Source organism: Streptomyces sp. NEAU-sy36 (assembly GCF_013423905.1).
GTDB lineage: Bacteria > Actinomycetota > Actinomycetes > Streptomycetales > Streptomycetaceae > Streptomyces > Streptomyces misionensis.
Map to the genome: position 1 here is coordinate 564,247 of NZ_CP058977.1, position 16,056 is coordinate 580,302.

Below are 16,056 nucleotides of genomic sequence, written 5' to 3' on the forward strand. Positions count from 1 at the left end.
GCGCTCGTACGGCCGGGAGGGCCGCGGGGCGCCTGAGTCGTGCGGGACGCCCTGGCGAGGCGGCCTCCCGCGGCCCCGTACCCTTGTCCCGTGAGCAGCCCCGCCCCCGACTCCCTCCTCGGCCCCGCCGACATCCGCGAACTCGCGGCAGCGCTCGGTGTCCGTCCCACCAAGCAGCGCGGCCAGAACTTCGTGATCGACGCCAACACGGTCCGCCGCATCGTGCGCACCGCCGAGGTCCGCCCCGACGACACCGTCGTGGAGGTCGGCCCGGGGCTCGGCTCGCTCACCCTCGCGCTGCTGGAGGCCGCCGACCGGGTCACCGCCGTCGAGATCGACGACGTGCTCGCCGCCGCCCTCCCCGCGACCGTCGCGGCCCGCATGCCCGCCCGCGCCGACCGCTTCGCGCTCGTCCACTCCGACGCGATGCACGTCACCGAGCTGCCGGGCCCCGCCCCGACCGCCCTGGTCGCGAACCTGCCCTACAACGTCGCCGTCCCCGTGCTGCTGCACATGCTCGACACCTTCCCGAGCATCGAGCGCACCCTGGTGATGGTGCAGTCCGAGGTCGCCGACCGCCTCGCCGCCGCCCCCGGCTCGAAGGTGTACGGCGTGCCGTCCGTGAAGGCCAACTGGTACGCCGAGGTCAAGCGGGCCGGCGCCATCGGCCGCAACGTCTTCTGGCCCGCGCCGAACGTCGACAGCGGGCTGGTCTCCCTCGTACGGCGCACCGAGCCGATCCGGACGACGGCGACGAAGCGCCAGGTCTTCGCGGTGGTCGACGCCGCCTTCGCGCAGCGCCGCAAGACCCTGCGGGCCGCGCTCGCCGGCTGGGCCGGTTCCGCGGCCGCCGCCGAGGCCGCCCTGGTCGCCGCCGGTGTCTCCCCGCAGGCCCGCGGCGAGTCGCTGACGGTCGAGGAGTTCGCCCGCATCGCCGAGCACGCCCAGCAGGGCGCGTAGCGCCGACACCCCGTACCGAGCCCAAGGAGCGCAGTGAGCGTCACGGTCCGTGTCCCCGCCAAGGTCAACGTCCAGCTCGCGGTGGGCGCGGCCCGCCCCGACGGGTTCCACGACCTCGCCAACGTCTTCCTCGCCGTCGGCCTGTACGACGAGGTCACCGTCGCCCCGGCCGACGAGCTGCGCGTCAGCTGCGCGGGCCCGGACGCCGCGCAGGTGCCGCTGGACCGGACCAACCTCGCCGCCCGCGCGGCCCTCGCGCTCGCCGCGCGCCGGGGCATCGAGCCGAACGTGCACGTGCACATCGCCAAGGACATCCCGGTCGCCGGCGGCATGGCGGGCGGCAGCGCGGACGGCGCGGGCGCGCTGCTCGCCTGCGACGCGCTGTGGGGCACCGGGGCCTCCCGTGCCGAACTGCTCGACATCTGCGCCGAGTTGGGCAGCGATGTGCCGTTCAGCCTGGTCGGCGGGGCCGCGCTCGGCATCGGGCGCGGGGAGCGGCTGACCGCCCTGGAGGTGGGCGGCACCTTCCACTGGGTGTTCGCGATGGCCGAGCGGGGACTGTCCACGCCGGCCGTCTTCCGGGAGTTCGACCGGCTGGCCGAGGGCCGGGCGGTCCCCGAGCCGGTGGCCTCGCAGGACCTGCTGGACGCACTGGCGAAGGGCGACGCCGACGCGCTGGCGGCGGCCGTCTCCAACGACCTCCAGCCCGCCGCTCTCTCCCTCTTCCCGGAACTCGCCGACACCCTGGCCGCGGGCCGCGCCGCGGGTTCCCTCGCCGCCCTGGTCTCCGGCTCCGGTCCCACGACGGCGTTCCTCACCCGGGACGCCGAGGCCGCGGAGCGGGTCGCGACGGCCCTGCGGGACTCCGGCACCTGCCGCACGGTACGGACGGCGGCGGGACCGGTGCCGGGGGCGACGGTCCTGTAGGGCCCCGCGGCCCGCGTCCTCCGTGGCGGACGCCCGCTTCGATCGGATCATCACAAAGCGTGACGATCCCCTCGCGCGTCACCAACCACCCCGGAGGGCCTACGCTAGAAGGCTGACCCACGCGGCGGAGCCGCGAGTGGATACAGCCCCGTGCGCAGGAGTGAAATGGCCGTCAACCTGGTCAATGTCGAGAACGTCAGCAAGGTCTACGGCACCCGTGCCCTGCTGGACGGCGTCTCGCTCGGTGTGTCGGAGGGGGACCGGATCGGGGTCGTCGGACGCAACGGCGACGGCAAGACCACCCTGATCCGGATGCTCGCCAAGCTGGAGGAGGCCGACACCGGGCGGGTCACCCACTCCGGCGGGCTGCGGCTCGGCGTGCTCACCCAGCACGACTCCCTCGACCCCGCCGCCACCGTCCGCCACGAGGTCATCGGCGACATGGCCGACCACGAGTGGGCCGGCAACGCCAAGGTCCGGGACGTGCTGACCGGCCTGTTCGGCGGCCTCGACCTGCCGGGCTTCCCCAAGGGCCTGGACACCGTCATCGGCCCGCTGTCCGGTGGCGAGCGGCGCCGGATCGCGCTGGCCAAGCTGCTCATCGAGGAACCGGACCTGATCGTCCTGGACGAGCCCACCAACCACCTCGACGTCGAGGGCATCGCCTGGCTCGCCCGGCACCTCCAGAACCGCCGCTCGGCCCTGGTCTGCGTGACCCACGACCGGTGGTTCCTGGACCAGGTCTGCACCCGCATGTGGGACGTGCAGCGCGGTGACGTGTACGAGTACGAGGGCGGCTACTCCGACTACGTCTTCGCCCGCGCCGAGCGCGAGCGGATCGCCGCCACCGAAGAGGTCAAGCGGCAGAACCTGATCCGCAAGGAGCTGGCCTGGCTGCGCCGCGGCGCCCCCGCCCGCACCTCCAAGCCCCGCTTCCGGGTGGAGGCCGCCAACGAGCTGATCGCCGACGTGCCGCCGCCCCGCGACAGCAGCGAGCTGATGAAGTTCGCCTCCTCCCGCCTCGGCAAGACGGTCTTCGACCTGGAGGACATCACCGTCCAGGCCGGGCCGAAGGTGCTGCTCAAGCACGTGACCTGGCAGCTCGGCCCCGGCGACCGGATCGGTCTGGTCGGTGTCAACGGCGCCGGCAAGACCTCGCTCCTGCGCGCCATGGCCGCCGCCGCCCGCAGCGAGGGCGAGGAGCAGCCGGCCGGCGGCCGGATCAACGTCGGCCGGACGGTCAAGCTCGCCTACCTCTCCCAGGAGGTCGCCGAACTCGACCCCACCTGGCGGGTGCTGGAGGCCGTGCAGCGGGTCCGCGAGCGCGTCGACCTCGGCAAGGGGCGCGAGATGACCGCCGGGCAGCTGTGCGAGACCTTCGGGTTCAACAAGGAGAAGCAGTGGACGCCGGTCGGCGACCTCTCCGGCGGTGAGCGGCGCCGGCTCCAGCTGCTGCGGCTGCTGATGGACGAGCCCAACGTGCTCTTCCTGGACGAGCCCACCAACGACCTCGACATCGAGACCCTGACCCAGCTGGAGGACGTCCTCGACGGCTGGCCCGGCTCGATGATCGTCATCTCCCACGACCGGTTCTTCGTGGAGCGCACCACGGACCGGGTGTTCGCCCTGCTCGGCGACGGCACCCTGCGGATGCTGCCGCGCGGCATCGACGAGTACCTGGAGCGGCGCCGGCAGATGGAGGAGGCGGTCGCCCAGCAGAGCGCCGCCTCGGCGCCCAAGCCGGCCGCCACCGAGAAGAGCGCCGCCGACCAGCGCGCCGCCAAGAAGGAACTCCAGAAGATCGAGCGGCAGTTGGACAAGGTCTCCGAGAAGGAGACCAAGCTGCACGCCCAGATCGCCGAGCACGCCACCGACTTCGCGAAGGTGGCCGAACTCGACGCCCGGCTGCGGGAACTCGCCGGTGAGCGCGAGGAACTGGAGCTGCGCTGGCTGGAACTGGCGGAGGACGCGTAGCGCGCCCGCCATGAATCGGCCAGCGCCCCGGACGGCGGGCGGGGGGTGGCGCGTGCGCCCCGTGAAGGGGGCGTGAAGGCGCGTAACGGCGGCATCACGGGCCGGTTCTCCCTTGGGAACAGGGAGCGATCCGGCCCGTTCCGCTGTCCGTACCGGGTGATAGAAAGATGCGTCTGAGAACCGTCTGCACAACGACCTTGGGTCCGTCGAGAACCTCAGGGCGTGGCTAAAAATCAGTGAACGAGGGGGAAGAGCGCTGATGACTCAGCCGCCCGACCAGTCGCCCGACGGCGGCTTCGGAGCACCGCGGGACCCGAGAGATCCGAGAGATCCGAGAGACCCGAGAGAACCCGGAGACCCGGGGGCCTCTGAACTGCCTCCGCAGGGCGGCACGCCGGCCCCGCCGCAACCGGCCGCCCCGCCGCCGACGATGCTCGACAAGCCGTCCGCGCCCCCGCCGGCCGCCCCCGCGGCCCCGCCAGCGCCGCCCCAGGCCCCGCCGCAGCCCGGTTACGGCCACCCGCAGCAACCCGGCCCGTACAACGCCTCCGGCGCCCCCGGCCCCTACGGCACCCCTACGGCCCCCGGCCCCTACAGCGCCCCTACGGCCCCCGGCCCCTACAGCGCCCCGACGGCTCCCGGCCCCTACGGCCACCCGCAGCAGCCCCAGCAGCCGGGCCCCTACGCGCAGCAGCCGCAGCCCGGTTACGGGTATCCGCAGCAGCCGCCGTACCCGGGCGCCCCCGGCACCGCTCCCGGTGCCCCCTTCCCGGGGCAGGGCGGCGGCGCGGGCAGGAAGAAGACGGCGCTGATCGTCGGCGCCGCGGTGGCCGCGCTGGCCCTCATAGGCGGCACCGTCTACGCCGTCACCAGCGGCGGCGACGGTGACAAGAAGCCCGTGGCCGGACACGGCAGCGCCGAACCGGCCACGTCCGGTGCTCCCTCGCCGTCCTCTTCCGCCTCCGGCGGGGACGACCCGGAGAACCTCAACGAGGGCCGCGCGCCCGGCGAGGCCAAGGTGCTCTGGTACAAGCCGGCGCCGGACGCCCCGGGCGGGGGCGCCGACGCACCCGGCATGTGGATCGCCGGCGACACCGTGGTGAAGGCGGCGTACAAGCAGGTCTTCGCGTACGACGCGGACAACGGCAGCTCCCCGTGGGGCCCCGTCGACCTCCCGCAGAAGATCTGCTCGGTCACCCCGCAGAAGTCGGCGGACGACAAGGTCGTCGTGGCGTACATGAGCGGACCCGGCGACAACGCCAAGTGCAACCGGCTCCAGCAGCTCGACCTGCGCACCGGCAAGAAGGGCTGGAGCGGCCAGGTCGCCGACGGCGGGCTCTTCGACAGTGCGCTCAACATCGAACTCAGCGTCAGCGGCGGCATCTTGATGGTCGGCCGCTCGGAGTCGGGCACGGCGTACGCCATCGACAGCGGCAAGAAGCTGTACGACAAGAAGCGCTACGGCGACTCCTGCTTCCCGACCGCCTTCGCGGGCGGCTCCGGCCGGCTGGTCCAGGTGGCGTCCTGCGGCGCCGGCACCGGCACCGAGCACGACGAGATCCAGGAACTCGACCCGGCCACCGGCAAGGTGAAGTGGACCCAGCCGGTCAAGAAGGGCTGGCAGGCCAGCCGGGTGTACTCGATGGACCCGCTGGTCGTCTATCTGACCAACGAGAGCAAGAAGACGTGGAACATCTCCACCTTCACCAAGGACGGCAGGTTCCGCTCCGAGGTCAAGGTGGACGAGAAGTTCGCCCCCACCTGCGGCTGGGCGATCCTCGCCCGCGATCTCCAGGGCTGCCGGGGTGTCGCGGCCGACGCCGACACGCTCTACCTGCCCACGAGCACGACCGCGAGCGCCAACGAGATCGTGGCGATCAGCCTCGCCGACGGCAAGGCGAAGTGGCGGGCCAAGTCCCCGACGGACGAGCCGATGTCCCCGATGAGGACCGAGGGCGGCAAGCTCATCGCGTACGTGCAGCCGTCGTACGACGCGGGCGGGCAGGTCGTGTCGATCCCGACCACCGGCGCCTCGCACACCACCACGAAGCTGCTGCAGAACCCGCGGGGCACCGCGCAGATCGAGGACACCTTCTACGACGGCGTCGTGGACTGGTCCGACGGGCGGTTCGTCATCTCGGCCGGCCGGCTGAACGGCAGCGACCAGGCGAAGGAGAAGCTGATCATGGCCTTCGGCAACTGAGCCCGGCCCGCCTCCCGTTCCGTCCGCCGTCCGGCCTTCCGAGTGTCACCGAGGTACCCGAGTCATGACCCAGCCGCCTCCGCCCCCGCCGAACCAGCCCCCGAACCAGCCCCCGCAGCCGGGCGGCTTCGGCCCGCCGACCCCGCCGGTCCCGCAGCCCCCGCAGGGCACCCCGGCCCAGCCGCCCCTGCCCCCGCAGCAGCCGCAGCCCGGGTACGGCTACCCGGGGCCCGCCCAGCCGCCGCAGCCCCAGCCGGGCTACGGCTACCCCGCCGCGCCCCCGAACCCGTACGGGCAGCAGCCCGCCGCCCCGTACGGGGCGCAGCCGCAGAACCCGTACGCCATGCCCACCCAGCCCGTGCAGGGGCCCCCGCAGCCGGGCTACGGCTATCCGGGCCAGCCCCCGACCATGCCGATGCACCCGCAGGGCGGCCCGGGCGGCAAGCGGAACAACACCGTGCTGTACATCGTCATCGCGGCGGTCGTCGTCATCGCGCTGATCGTGGTCGGCGGCATCGTGTACGCCGTTTCCGGTGACGACGGCAAGAAGCAGGACACCGCCTCCTCCGGCGGCACCTCCGGTGGCCAGGACAAGGGATCCGGCGGTACCACCGGCGGCAAGGAGAAGGCGCCGGCGAACACCGCGGCCAAGGTCCTCTTCCAGGTGCCGACGCCCACCGTGCAGGACACCGTCAGCACCTCGGGTTCCTGGCTGACCGACAAGGTGTACGCCAAGACCGGCGTGGACGAGATCGTCGGCTACGACCCCGTGAAGGGCGGCAAGCTGTGGACGGTCAAGCTGCCCGGCCCGGTCTGCGCGGCCAGCCGGCACATGACCGACGACGACAAGACCGCGATCACGTACCAGCCGACGAACAAGAAGTACGACGGTTGCACCGACATCGCCGCGATCGACCTGGACACGGGCAAGCAGCTGTGGACGCGCACCGTCAAGTCCGGTGACTACCCGGTCAACTACCAGAACGTGACGGTTGCCCAGCACACCGTCGCGCTCGGCGACAGCAACGGCGGCGCCGCCTTCGACATCGACTCCGGCAAGCCGCTGTGGCAGCCGAAGCCGGCCGAGGACTGCTACGACGCGGGCTACGGCGGCGGCGCGAAGCTGGTCGCGGTGCGCAGCTGCGGCGACTCCGACAACACCCGACTGTCGATCCAGACCATCGACCCGGAGTCCGGGAAGGTGATCTCCGAGTACCGGATGGACCCGGGCATCGAGTACGCCTCGGTGGTCTCCACCGACCCGCTGGTGGTGGCCGCCGACGTCGGCGACAGCGCGGGCGACGGCAGCGGCATCTCGGACTACTTCTCCATCGACAACAAGACCGGCAAGCTGCTCGCCCGGATCTCCGCGCCCGGCAAGACCTACGGGGGCCGCTGCGACGGCATCACCCGGATCGAGGACTGCAAGGAGATCGCCGTCGGCAACGGCAAGCTGTACGTGCCGACCGAGGAGCACGACGGCAGCGGCGCCTACAGCACCACCAACGAGATCGTCGCCTTCGACCTGGCCACCGGCAGGCCCACCGGCCAGCGCGCAGAGGCCGGGGACGGCTACCTGCTGTCCCCGCTGCGCATGGACGGCGGCAATCTGCTCGCCTACAAGAAGCCGCCGTACGACAAGGGCGGACAGGTCGTCAGCATCGACGGCGCCACCTTCAAGGAGACCAAGCTCCTGGAGAACCCGGCGCAGGAGAGTGTGCGGCGCGCGGAGAGCAGCATGCTGCCGGACTACGCGGAGATCCTCTTCGGGCACGGCCGGCTGTACATGTCCGACGTCTTCGTGGACAAGGCGGACCCGGGGGACGACCGGCAGTACCTGGCGCTGGCCTTCGGCACGGACGGCTGACCCCCGCAGAGAACCACCCGAACGGGTGTGGCGGTGAGCGGTGCCCCGGATGTAATCGATCCGGGGCACTTCTGCTCTCCAGAGGCAGCGCCGCGCCGAACGAGCGTGTAGCTTCCGGGACATGAAGGGGCGGGGTGCCGGGGGGCCCTCTGTCCAACGGGCCGGTGGACGTCCATAGTGGGGCATCCATGGGCGGGACTGGGGGGTTGCTCTATGGCGGTGCGGCTCATGGTCGTGGACGACCATCGCCTGCTCGCGGAGGCGCTGGCATCGGCGCTGAAACTGCGCGGGCACCGGGTGCTCGCGTCGGCCGCGCCCGCCGCGGGCGCCGCGGACCTGGTGATCGCGCGGGCGCCGGAGGTGTGCCTGCTGGGTACGGCGGCGCCGGCCGAGCCGGGCGCGTTCGACCCGGTGGTGAAGATCAAGCGGGAGCGGCCGCAGGTGGCGGTGGTGGTGCTCGGCCCGGTGCCGTCGCCGCGCGGGATCGCCGCGGCGTTCGCGGCCGGGGCGTCGGGGTACGTACGGCACGACGAGCGGATCGAGGGCGTCGAGCGCGCGCTCCTGAAGGCGCGGGCGGGGGAGGCGGCGGTGGCCCCCCAGCTGCTCCAGGAGGCGTTCGCGGAACTGCTGAACCCCGCCGCCCAGCCGGACGACGAGGCCCAGCGGCTGCTGAGCGTGCTGACACCGCGCGAGGTGGAGGTCCTCGTCCGTGTCGCCGACGGCGAGGACACCCGGGTCATCGCCTCCGGCATGCGCATAGCGCCGAGCACGGCCCGCACCCATGTCCAGCGGGTGCTGATGAAGCTCGGGGTGGGCTCGCGGCTGGAGGCGGCGGCGCTGGCCGCCCGCACCGGGCTCCTGGACCGGGCGGGCGGCCGGCGCGCCCCGTGAGGGGGCGGCGCCGGTGCGGTGTTACTCCTCCCGCTCCTGCGGCGGCACCGTCGGCCTGAGCTTGAGCCACACCAGGAAGAAGAGGCCCAGCACCAGCATCCCGATCCCGGTCCACAGGTTGATGTTGACGCCCTGGGCCTTGTCGATCGCGGCCTGCGAGTCCGTCAGGCCGGTGACGGTGACGATGACGCCGTAGACCACGAAGAGCCCGCCGATGATGCGGCGCAGGTCGAAGATGCGGGCCGCGGTCGCCGACTTGGTCTCCAGTTCGGAGACCTCCCGCGCGACATCGCCCTCGGTGTAGTGGTGTTCGGGGTTCTCGGACATGTTCCCTCGATCCTCCCGCGTCAGAACGAGAACGGGATGTAGCAGACGGCGGCCAGCACGACCGCGCCCCAGCCCAGCAGCGCCGGCCTGCGGTACCAGGCGTCGTCACCGGGCGCCGGCGGCTCGGACATGCCGGGGGAGCGCGTGCCGTAGACCAGTCCCTGGAGTTCCTGGGCCGGCTTCGGCTTGGTGAACAGCGACACCAGGACCATCACGACCGCGCCGGCGACGAACCCCGCGATCGCCGAGACGAAGTTGGCGCCCTGGTCGGTGGGGATGGAGATGATCCCCTTCTTGTAGAGGACGAAGTAGTTGACCATCGCGGTGACGGTGCCCGCGAGCAGGCCCCAGAAGCCGGACTTGACCGACGCCCGCTTCCAGAACATGCCGATGATGAAGACGACGAACATCGGCACGTTGAAGAACGAGAACAGCGTCTGGAGGTAGGACATGATGTTCGAGAACGACGACGCGAGGAACGCCGTGCCCACGGACGCGCAGACCCCGATCACGGTGATCCACCGGCCGAACCGGACGTAGTACGCGTCCTCCCGTCCGCGCACCACGTACTTGGCCCAGATGTCGGTGGTGAACACGGTGTTGAAGGACGACACGTTGGCCGCCATGCCGGCCATGAACGCGGCGAGCAGACCGGTGACCGCGATGCCGAGCACGCCGTTGGGCAGCAGCTCCTGCATCAGGTAGGGGATGGCGTCGTTGTACTGCAGGCCCGAGCCGCTGGTGCCGATCTTGGGCACGAGCGCGGCGGCGACCAGGCCCGGGATCATCACCAGGAAGACGATGAAGATCTTCGGGTAGGCGGCGATCAGCGGGGTGCGCCGTCCGGCGGAGAGGTTCTTCGCGGACAGGGCGCGCTGCACCTCGGCGAAGTTGGTGGTCCAGTAGCCGAAGGACAGCACGAAGCCGAGGCCGAGGACGATGGTCAGCCAGTTGGCGCCGAGCGGGTTGCCGCTGCCGATCCCGGTGCCGCCCCACGCGGTGGTGAAGTTGTGGCCGTGGGTCGCGCCGAGCTTGTCGGTCAGTCCGCCCCAGCCGCCGACCTTGCGCAGGCCGAGGATCGTGATGGGGATGAGGGCGGCGAGGATCACGAAGAACTGCAGCACCTCGTTGTAGATCGCCGAGGAGAGACCGCCCAGGGTGATGTACGCCAGCACGAAGGCGCCGGCGACCACGATGGCCACCCACTGCGGCCAGCCCAGCAGCGCCTCGACCACGATCGCGAGGGCGTAGAGGTTGACCCCGGCGATCAGGATGGCGGCGAACGCGAACAGGATCGAACTGAGCAGGTGGGCTGCCTTGTCGAAGCGCAGCAGCAGGAACTCGGGGACCGAGCGGACCTTGCTGCCGTAGTAGAAGGGCATCATCACCAGGCCCAGGAAGACCATGGCGGGGATGGCGCCGATCCAGTACCAGTGCACCGTGTAGGCGCCGTACTGGGCGCTGTTGGCGGCCATGCCGAGGATCTCGGTGGCCGCCAGGTTCGCCGAGATGAAGGCGAGGCCGGTGATCCAGGCGGGCAGCGAGCGTCCGGAGAGGAAGAAGTCCAGGCTGGTCTTCACCGACCGGCGGGCGGCGAAGCCGATCCCGAGCACGACGACGAAGTAGATGGCCAGGATCGTGTAGTCAAGCCAGTTGGTGGGGAGCCGTAGCCCGGCCGCCGCCAGATACGTATGCGCGTATGTGGGGGTTTCCATGTGAACTCGCTTCGTTGCGCGAACTGATCAGAGCGGAACCTACGCCCCTGTGTTTAGAAAATGAACACTTCTGGTGATGATCTTTGTTTGATTGTGATGAACTGATTCTGTGTCGGGTTGTGGTCTGTTATGTTTGATTGTGTTGAGGGATGAGTGGGCTGACCAAGGAGTCCAGCGTGAAGAAGACCCCGACCCGGCTGGCCGACGGTCGCGAACTGATCTACTACGACCTGCGGGACGACGGCGTGCGCGACGCGGTCGACCGACGCCCCCTGGACCGCACGGCCACCACCTCGGAGATCCGCCGTGACCCGCTGCTCGGCGACCGGGTCGCCGTCGCTTCCCACCGCCAGGGCCGCACCTACCACCCGCCGGCCGACCAGTGCCCGCTGTGCCCGACCCGGGGCGAGCGGCTCAGCGAGGTCCCGGACTCCTCCTACGACGTGGTCGTCTTCGAGAACCGCTTCCCCTCCCTCGCCGGTGACTCCGGGCGCTGCGAGGTCGTCTGCTTCACCTCCGACCACGACGCGTCCTTCGCCGATCTGACCCCCGAGCAGGCGCGCCTGGTGCTGGACGCGTGGACCGACCGCACCGCGGAACTGTCCCGGCTGCCCTCCGTGGAGCAGGTGTTCTGCTTCGAGAACCGGGGCGCCGAGATCGGCGTGACGCTCGGCCACCCGCACGGACAGATCTACGCCTACCCCTTCACCACCCCCCGCACCGCGCTGATGCTCCGCTCGCTCGCCGCCCACCGGGAGGCGAACGGCGGGGAGAACCTGTTCGACGCCGTACTGCGGCGGGAACTCGCCGGCGAGCGGGTCGTCCTCGACGGCGAGCACTGGGCCGCCTTCGTGCCGTACGCGGCGCACTGGCCCTACGAGGTGCACCTGTACCCCAAGCGCCGGGTTCCCGACCTGCTCGCGCTGGACGAGGCGGCCCGCGCGGAGTTCCCGCACGTCTACCTGGAGCTGCTGCGGCGCTTCGACCGCATCTTCGGCGAGGGGGAGCCGCCGACGCCGTACATCTCCGCCTGGCACCAGGCGCCGTTCGGGGAGCTGCCCGGCTTCGACGGCGTGACGCGGGACGATTTCGCGCTCCACCTCGAGCTTTTCACCATCCGCCGCACTTCCGGCAAGCTGAAGTTCCTCGCGGGTTCCGAGTCCGGCATGAGCGTGTTCATCAACGATGTGCCGCCGGAACGCGCGGCCGAGCGACTGCGAGAGGTAGCGACTTCATGAAGTACCTGGTGACGGGTGGCGCGGGTTACGTCGGCGGCGTGGTGGCCCGGCATCTGCTGGAGGCCGGGCACGAGGTCACCGTCCTCGACAACCTCTCCACCGGCTTCCGCGCCGGTGTCCCGGCCGGCGCCGCCTTCGTCGAGGGCGACGTCCGCGACGCCGCCAAGTGGCTCGACCCCTCCTACGACGGTGTGCTGCACTTCGCCGCGTCCTCCCAGGTCGGCGAGTCCGTGGTGAAGCCGGAGAAGTACTGGGACAACAACGTCGCCGGCAGCATGGCCCTGCTCGGCGCGATGCGCGAGGCGGGGGTGCGCACCCTGGTCTTCTCCTCCACGGCCGCCACCTACGGCGAGCCCGACCAGGTCCCGATCACCGAGACCGCCCCGACCCGGCCCACCAACCCCTACGGGGCCTCCAAGCTCGCCGTCGACCACATGATCACCAGCGAGGCGAACGCCCACGGCCTGGCGGCGGTCTCCCTGCGCTACTTCAACGTGGCCGGGGCCTACGGCGTCCACGGCGAGCGGCACGACCCCGAGTCCCACCTGATCCCGCTGGTCCTCCAGGTCGCCCAGGGCCGTCGCGACGCCATCTCGGTGTACGGCGACGACTACCCCACCCCCGACGGCACCTGCGTCCGTGACTACATCCACGTCGCGGACCTGGCCGAGGCCCATCTGCTGGCGCTGACGGCGGCCCGGCCGGGCGAGCACCTGATCTGCAACCTGGGCAACGGCAACGGCTTCTCGGTCCGCCAGGTCATCGAGACCGTCCGCGAGGTCACCGGGCACCCGATCCCCGAGGTGATCGCCCCGCGCCGCGGCGGCGACCCCGCGGTCCTGGTCGCCGCCGCGGACACCGCCCGCGAGAAACTGGGCTGGAACCCGACCCGCGCGGATCTCGCGGGCATCGTCGCGGACGCCTGGGAGTTCGCGCAGCACCTCTCGAAGGAGGACTAGTGGGGGCACAGCAGGTCGCCGAGCGCTTCACCGAGCTGTACGGGGCGCGCCCGGAGGGGGTGTGGGCGGCGCCGGGCAGGGTCAACCTGATCGGCGAGCACACCGACTACAACGACGGCTTCGTCATGCCGTTCGCACTGCCGCACCAGGCGGTCGCGGCGGTCTCCCGCCGGGACGACGGCCTGCTGCGCCTGCACTCGGCGGACATGGAGGGCGGCGTCGCCGAACTGCGCCTGGACGCGCTCGCCCCCGGCACCGACAGCGACTGGACGGCGTACCCGGCCGGTGTCGTCTGGGCGCTGCGCGAGGCCGGCCACGAGCTGACCGGCGCGGACGTCCACCTGTCCTCGACCGTCCCCGCGGGCGCGGGCCTGTCCTCCTCCGCCGCCCTGGAGGTGGTGACCGCCCTCGCGCTGAGCGATCTGCACGGGCTCGGCCTGCCGCGCTGGCGGCTGGCCCGCCTGTGCCAGCGCGCGGAGAACGTCTACGTCGGCGCGCCGACCGGCATCATGGACCAGACCGCGTCCGCGTGCTGCGAGCAGGGCAACGCCCTCTTCCTCGACACCCGCGACCTGTCCCAGTGGCAGATCCCCTTCGACCTCGCGGCCGAGGGCCTGCGCCTGCTGGTGGTCGACACCCAGGTCAAGCACGCCCACAGCGGCGGCGAGTACGGCAGGCGCCGGGCCGGCTGCGAGAAGGGCGCGGCCCTGCTGGGCGTCGACGCCCTGCGCGACATCCCCTACGACGGCCTGGACGCGGCGCTCGCGCGGCTGGGCGACGAGGAGGAGGTCCGCCGCCTGGTCCGGCACGTGGTGACGGAGAACCACCGGGTGGAACGCACGATCGCCCTGCTCCGGTCCGGTGACACCCGCGCCATCGGGCCGGTCCTCACCGAGGGCCACGTCTCCCTGCGCGACGACTTCCGGGTCTCCTGCCCGGAGCTGGACCTGGTCGTGGACACCGCCCTCGCGCACGGCGCGCTGGGCGCCCGGATGACCGGCGGCGGCTTCGGCGGCTCGGCCGTCGTCCTCACCGGTTCCGCGGAGGTCCCTTCCCTGACCAAGGCCCTGGAAGAGGCGTTCACCGCGGCGGAGTTCACCTCGCCGCGGGTGTTCGAGGCGGTGCCGTCGGCGGGAGCGCGCCGGCTGCTGTGAGGGCCGCCGCGGGGCGCGGGCCGGGGGCGGCCCGCCGTCAGACCAGGCGCTTCACCAGCGTGTACTCGGTGACGCCCGGCGGGTAGTCGGGGATCGCGCAGACCACCTCGTAGCCGTTTCTGCCGTAGAACCCCGGGGCCTGGAAGTCCCAGGTCTCCAGGCGGGAGGCCGTGCACCCGCGGTCGGCGGCGAGGTGCTCGGCCTGGGTGAGGAGGTGGGTGCCCAGGCCCGTGCCGCGGTGGCGGGCGTCGACCCAGAGGAGGGCGACGTGCAGCCAGGTGGTCCAGGTGTGGCCCACCAGCCCGCCCGCCAGGGCGCCGGAGGGTTCCAGTGCCCAGACGTGGAGCGGGTACTCGCGTTCGGCGGGGGTGTTGCGCAGGGCCGCGAGGACCGGGGACGCCGCCGTGTTGGTGTCCCGCAGTCGGGCATGGAGCAGATCGCGTCGCGCCTTGTCGACTTCCGCCTCAATACGAAACATGCGGCACACCATAAACGCGCCCGGCGGCCAGTTCTGTAAATCTCCTTCCGCTGCGTGCCGGTATCCGTACGCTGAGATACAGCGCCGGTGGGGGCCGGCGCCGTTCAGGGGGTTCAGTGGTTCGTATCCGAGTCCTGGTCGTGGACGACCACCGCATCTTCGCCGAGTCGCTCGCCGCCGCCCTGGCCGCCGAGCCCGACGTCGAGGTCTTCGCCGCCGGCAGCGGCCCGGCCGCGCTGCGCTGCCTGGAGCGGGCGGCCGCCGAGGGCCGCCGCTACGACGTCCTGCTCGTCGACGCCGACCTGGGCGGCCGGCCCGCCGTCGGGCGCCCCACGGTGCCCGTGCGGGCGGCGGACGAGGACGGCCTGGTCGACGGCATCTCCCTGGTCGCCGGGGTGCGCACCGCCCACCCCGCCGTGCGCACCGTCGTCCTCGCGGAGAAGGACGACCCCCGCCGCGCCGCCCTCGCCCTGGGGGCCGGCGCCTCCGGCTGGGTCGCCAAGGACTGCTCGCTGTCGCGGCTGCTCGCGGTGATCCGGGGCGTGCTGCGGGGCGAGACGCATCTGCCGCCCGCCCTGCTGACCGGCGTCCTCAAGGAGCTGACCGCCGCGCGCAAGCACCGCAGCGAGAGCGAACGCCTGGTGGAGTCCCTGACCCCCAGGGAGCGGGAGGTGCTGCGGTGCATGGTCGCCGGTCTGGGCCGCAAGGCCGTCGCCGAGCGGCTGTACCTGTCCCCGCACACCGTGCGCACCCATATGCAGAACGTCCTGGGCAAGCTGGGCGTCCACTCCACGCTGGCCGCCGTCGCCCTGGCCCGCCGAGCCGGGGTGGGGCCGGCGGACCTAACCGGGGATGTTGTCGAACGGGGCGGTCAGCTGGCGTAGCAGACCGGCCAGTTCCGCCCGCTGCGCCCGCGACAGCTCACCGAGGATGGCCCGCTCCTGCTCCAGCAGTCCCGCGAGCGACTCGTCCGCGCGGTCGCGGCCGGTGTCGGTCAGCCGCACCAGCACGCCCCGCCGGTCGCTCGGGTCGGGCAGCCGCTCGACCAGGCCCTTCTTCGCCAGCCGGTCGATCCGGTTGGTCATGGTGCCGGAGGTGACGAGGGTCTGGGTCAGCAGCTGGCCGGGGGAGAGCTGGTACGGCGTGCCCGCGCGCCGCAGCGCGGTCAGCACGTCGAACTCCCAGGGCTCCAGCTGGTGCTCGGCGAACGCGAGCCGGCGTGCGCGGTCCAGGTGCCGGGCGAGCCGGCTCACCCGGCTGAGCACTTCCAGCGGCTCCACGTCGAGGTCCGGGCGCTCCCGGCGCCACGCTGCGACCAGCCGATCGACCTCGTCCTCCATGAGATCAGTGTAGTGGTTGTGTC

14 protein-coding genes are annotated in these 16,056 nt (G+C 72.0%); 10 read left to right on the forward strand and 4 right to left on the reverse strand.

The genetic code is table 11. The features are described 5' to 3' along the window. Positions 1–90: 90 nt before the first annotated feature. The 6 genes from rsmA to HZZ00_RS02610 all read left to right on the forward strand — a co-directional run bounded on the left by rsmA (position 91) and on the right by HZZ00_RS02610 (position 8,822). Positions 91–960 carry a 16S rRNA (adenine(1518)-N(6)/adenine(1519)-N(6))-dimethyltransferase RsmA gene (rsmA, locus tag HZZ00_RS02585; protein ID WP_070023731.1) on the forward strand — a complete coding sequence of 290 codons (870 nt, stop codon included), beginning with the start codon at positions 91–93 and terminating at the stop codon, positions 958–960. A gap of 33 nt (positions 961–993) precedes the next feature. Next, on the forward strand, positions 994–1,887 hold the full coding sequence (locus HZZ00_RS02590; protein ID WP_180330686.1) for a 4-(cytidine 5'-diphospho)-2-C-methyl-D-erythritol kinase: 894 nt from the start codon (positions 994–996) through the stop codon (positions 1,885–1,887). 165 nt (positions 1,888–2,052) lie between these two features. Continuing rightward, positions 2,053–3,861 (forward strand): ABC-F family ATP-binding cassette domain-containing protein, encoded by a 1,809-nt coding sequence (locus HZZ00_RS02595; protein WP_180330687.1) that lies wholly within the window; start codon positions 2,053–2,055, stop codon positions 3,859–3,861. Positions 3,862–4,120: 259 nt separating this feature from the next. After that, a complete protein-coding gene (locus HZZ00_RS02600; RefSeq protein WP_180330688.1) occupies positions 4,121–6,064 on the forward strand; it encodes a PQQ-binding-like beta-propeller repeat protein in 1,944 nt (647 codons plus the stop codon). Positions 6,065–6,128: 64 nt separating this feature from the next. Next, positions 6,129–7,931, forward strand: a complete 1,803-nt coding sequence (locus HZZ00_RS02605; RefSeq protein ID WP_180330689.1) for a PQQ-binding-like beta-propeller repeat protein — start codon at positions 6,129–6,131, stop codon at positions 7,929–7,931. A 213-nt stretch (positions 7,932–8,144) separates the two neighbouring features. After that, a complete protein-coding gene (locus tag HZZ00_RS02610) occupies positions 8,145–8,822 on the forward strand; it encodes a LuxR C-terminal-related transcriptional regulator (protein WP_180330690.1) in 678 nt (225 codons plus the stop codon). 21 nt (positions 8,823–8,843) lie between these two features. Here the strand turns inward: HZZ00_RS02610 and HZZ00_RS02615 are convergent, their stop codons facing one another. After that, the gene (locus tag HZZ00_RS02615; protein ID WP_180330691.1) at positions 8,844–9,149 is read right to left on the reverse strand and encodes a hypothetical protein; all 306 of its coding nucleotides are present in this window, start codon (positions 9,147–9,149) and stop codon (positions 8,844–8,846) included. A gap of 20 nt (positions 9,150–9,169) precedes the next feature. Beyond that, a complete protein-coding gene (locus tag HZZ00_RS02620; RefSeq protein ID WP_180330692.1) occupies positions 9,170–10,864 on the reverse strand; it encodes a sodium:solute symporter family protein in 1,695 nt (564 codons plus the stop codon). 176 nt (positions 10,865–11,040) lie between these two features. On the opposite strand from HZZ00_RS02620, the gene galT reads away from it, so the two are divergent. The 3 genes from galT to galK are packed head-to-tail and all read left to right on the forward strand — an operon-like array spanning position 11,041 to position 14,215. Next, positions 11,041–12,102, forward strand: coding sequence for a galactose-1-phosphate uridylyltransferase (gene galT / locus HZZ00_RS02625; RefSeq protein ID WP_180330693.1), 1,062 nt, complete (start codon positions 11,041–11,043; stop codon positions 12,100–12,102). Beyond that, the gene (galE, locus tag HZZ00_RS02630) at positions 12,099–13,061 is read left to right on the forward strand and encodes a UDP-glucose 4-epimerase GalE (protein WP_180330694.1); all 963 of its coding nucleotides are present in this window, start codon (positions 12,099–12,101) and stop codon (positions 13,059–13,061) included. Before galT ends, galE begins: the two co-directional genes overlap by 4 nt. Beyond that, positions 13,061–14,215 carry a galactokinase gene (gene galK / locus HZZ00_RS02635; protein ID WP_180330695.1) on the forward strand — a complete coding sequence of 385 codons (1,155 nt, stop codon included), beginning with the start codon at positions 13,061–13,063 and terminating at the stop codon, positions 14,213–14,215. The genes galE and galK overlap by 1 nt, the downstream gene beginning before the upstream one ends. Positions 14,216–14,252: 37 nt before the next feature. Here the strand turns inward: galK and HZZ00_RS02640 are convergent, their stop codons facing one another. Continuing rightward, on the reverse strand, positions 14,253–14,693 hold the full coding sequence (locus HZZ00_RS02640) for an N-acetyltransferase (RefSeq protein WP_180330696.1): 441 nt from the start codon (positions 14,691–14,693) through the stop codon (positions 14,253–14,255). Between the two features lie 116 nt (positions 14,694–14,809). Here HZZ00_RS02640 and HZZ00_RS02645 point away from each other — a divergent pair, with 116 nt between their 5' ends. Beyond that, the gene (locus HZZ00_RS02645) at positions 14,810–15,577 is read left to right on the forward strand and encodes a response regulator transcription factor (RefSeq protein ID WP_180330697.1); all 768 of its coding nucleotides are present in this window, start codon (positions 14,810–14,812) and stop codon (positions 15,575–15,577) included. On the opposite strand, the gene tamR is transcribed toward HZZ00_RS02645, so the two are convergent. Further along, positions 15,536–16,033, reverse strand: a complete 498-nt coding sequence (gene tamR, locus HZZ00_RS02650; RefSeq protein WP_070023719.1) for a MarR family transcriptional regulator TamR — start codon at positions 16,031–16,033, stop codon at positions 15,536–15,538. The two genes, HZZ00_RS02645 and tamR, sit on opposite strands and share 42 nt — an antisense overlap. Positions 16,034–16,056: the final 23 nt, after the last annotated feature.

Bases quoted from the DNA above. Each gene is read 5' to 3' on its own strand.
- HZZ00_RS02595 (WP_180330687.1), top strand. From the start codon at position 2,053: ATGGCCGTCAACCTGGTCAATGTCGAGAACGTCAGCAAGGTCTACGGC.
- HZZ00_RS02600 (WP_180330688.1), top strand. From the start codon at position 4,121: ATGACTCAGCCGCCCGACCAGTCGCCCGACGGCGGCTTCGGAGCACCG.
- HZZ00_RS02605 (WP_180330689.1), top strand. From the start codon at position 6,129: ATGACCCAGCCGCCTCCGCCCCCGCCGAACCAGCCCCCGAACCAGCCC.
- HZZ00_RS02610 (WP_180330690.1), top strand. From the start codon at position 8,145: ATGGCGGTGCGGCTCATGGTCGTGGACGACCATCGCCTGCTCGCGGAG.
- HZZ00_RS02615 (WP_180330691.1), bottom strand. From the start codon at position 9,149: ATGTCCGAGAACCCCGAACACCACTACACCGAGGGCGATGTCGCGCGG.
- HZZ00_RS02620 (WP_180330692.1), bottom strand. From the start codon at position 10,864: ATGGAAACCCCCACATACGCGCATACGTATCTGGCGGCGGCCGGGCTA.
- galE (WP_180330694.1), top strand. From the start codon at position 12,099: ATGAAGTACCTGGTGACGGGTGGCGCGGGTTACGTCGGCGGCGTGGTG.
- HZZ00_RS02640 (WP_180330696.1), bottom strand. From the start codon at position 14,693: ATGTTTCGTATTGAGGCGGAAGTCGACAAGGCGCGACGCGATCTGCTC.
- tamR (WP_070023719.1), bottom strand. From the start codon at position 16,033: ATGGAGGACGAGGTCGATCGGCTGGTCGCAGCGTGGCGCCGGGAGCGC.